Raw genomic sequence first — 1950 nt, forward strand, 5'->3', positions numbered from 1 at the left:
TTCGCCGGCGCGGCAGCGGTCCGCTGGGGCGGGCGAAGCTGATGGCCGCGCCGGCGTACGGAACCTCGGTGACCGCCGAGGTCCTGGCTACTCTGCCGCAGGCGGTTGATCCACTCGCGTTGGCGCTCAACGAGAGTCCGTTTCCGCCGCTCCCAGCGGTGCGGTCGGCGCTGGTGCGCTGTATCGATGCGGCCAATCGCTATCCGGAATTCCTGCCCGAGCAGCTGCGGCGGTTGATCGCAGACCGTGTTGGAGTTGGCGAGGAGCAGGTGGTGCTCGGACCAGGGGCGTCGGGCGTGGCGATGCAGGTTCTTCATGCGGTCACCCAGCCTGGCGACCGGATTGTGATGAGCCAGCCCACTTTCGACGGTTACCCGATCTTCGCGAAAATGGCCCGGCTGGAACCGGTCACCATCGAGCTCAACAAGTACGGCCATCACGACTTGCCGGCGATGGCTGACGCCGCCACCGACGCCAGCGTGGTCGTCTTATGCCGACCCCATAATCCTACTGGCACGTTGGAGCCCGTTTCGGCGGTCGAATGGTTCCTTAGCCAGGTTCCCAGCGACGCGATTGTGCTGCTCGACGAGGCCTATATCGAGTTCGTTGCCTCCCGGCATCGCATCGACGGGCCAGATCTCATCCGCCGCTTTCCGAATGTCGTTGTGCTGCGCACTTTCTCCAAAGCCTACGGGCTCGCCGGGCTGCGGATCGGCTATGGGTTCGCCGCCCCTGACCTCGCTGGCGTGCTGTGGAAGATGCAAATGCCGTTCGGCATGAGCAATCTCAGTGCTGCGGCGGTGGCGGCCTCCTACGACGCCGAAACCCAGCTTGCGCACCGCGTCCGCCGAATCGCCGCCGAGCGCAACCATCTGCGCCTGCGCCTGATGGCCAAGGGCGTCTACAGCACCGACTCACATGCCAACTTTGTGTACCTGCCCCCCAGGGATACGGGTCGCCCGTGGCGCGAAGTGTTCGCGGCGGCCAGTGTGCAGGTCCGCCAATACCCCGATGGCGGTGCGCGGGTTACTGTCGGCGACCTGCCGTCGAGTCTGGCAGTGCTGTCAGCGGTGGAAAAGTCGCTGGGCTAAACCCCGAGCTGGCCCGATCGGCGCCCAACTGAGCCTGATTATCCGGCTCCTCAGCGGGTCAGGGACCGCATCGTCGCCCGGCTGGGCTTGATTTTCCGGCTCCTCAGCGGGCCAGCGGCCCGCATCGTCGCCAGAAGTGCGGTAAGAAAAGGGCGTGGCCGCTTCGCACCCCGACAACCGCGATCCGATCGCTGCCGCGCGGGCCAACTGGGAACGCGCCGGATGGGGTGAAGTCGCGCAGGGGATGGTCGCGGTGACGTCGGTGATGCGGGCTCACCAGATCCTGCTCGCCCGCGTCGAGAGTGCCCTGCGCCCTTACGATCTGAGCTTTTCCCGGTTCGAATTGCTGCGCCTGTTGGCGTTCAGCCGCAGCGGTGCGTTGCCGATCACCAAGGCGTCCGACCGGCTGCAGGTACATGTCACCAGCGTCACCCATGCCATCCGCCGACTGGAAGCCAATGGCCTCGTGCAGCGCGTCCCGCACCCTACCGACGGGCGGACCACGCTGGTAGAGATCACCGACCTGGGCCGCTCGACCGTCGAGGACGCCACTGTCACGCTCAACGAGCAGGTGTTCTGCGATATCGGAATTTCCGAGGGCGAATCGCAGGCGCTGGTGTCGTCGATCGAAACGCTGCGGCACAACGCCGGGGACTTCTGAGTGTGGGCCCTATCCGGTAATCGAGGGCACCGGAATCGTGGCGGTGACCGCTGTCCCGGCGCCGGGCCGCGACCGGATGTTTAACCTTCCCCCAACCAGCTCGGCGCGTTCGGCCATCGACAGCACACCGTAGCCGCCCATCTCGTCGCCACCCAGCGGATTCTCGAACGTGTCGAAACCTATTCCGTTGTCGACGAT

At 65.7% G+C, this 1950-nt stretch carries 3 protein-coding genes; 2 read left to right on the top strand and 1 reads right to left on the bottom strand.

Annotation, left to right across the window (positions count from 1 at the left end; genetic code table 11):
• Positions 1–41: 41 nt before the first annotated feature.
• Both WAN71_RS13155 and WAN71_RS13160 read left to right on the top strand, forming a co-directional pair.
• Positions 42–1091, top strand: a complete 1050-nt coding sequence (locus tag WAN71_RS13155; RefSeq protein WP_422225752.1) for an aminotransferase class I/II-fold pyridoxal phosphate-dependent enzyme — start codon at positions 42–44, stop codon at positions 1089–1091.
• Between the two features lie 154 nt (positions 1092–1245).
• Positions 1246–1752: a MarR family winged helix-turn-helix transcriptional regulator gene (locus WAN71_RS13160; RefSeq protein WP_422225750.1), complete on the top strand. Its 507-nt coding sequence runs from the start codon at positions 1246–1248 to the stop codon at positions 1750–1752.
• Positions 1753–1761: 9 nt separating this feature from the next.
• On the opposite strand, the gene WAN71_RS13165 is transcribed toward WAN71_RS13160, so the two are convergent.
• A partial coding sequence (locus WAN71_RS13165; RefSeq protein WP_422225751.1) for an ATP-binding protein occupies positions 1762–1950 on the bottom strand: 189 nt, incomplete at its 5' end.

This window comes from Mycobacterium sp. (genome assembly GCF_049280035.1).
GTDB lineage: Bacteria > Actinomycetota > Actinomycetes > Mycobacteriales > Mycobacteriaceae > Mycobacterium.

Excerpts from the sequence above, each read along its gene's own strand:
- WAN71_RS13155 (WP_422225752.1), top strand. The coding sequence starts at position 42 with ATGGCCGCGCCGGCGTACGGAACCTCGGTGACCGCCGAGGTCCTGGCT.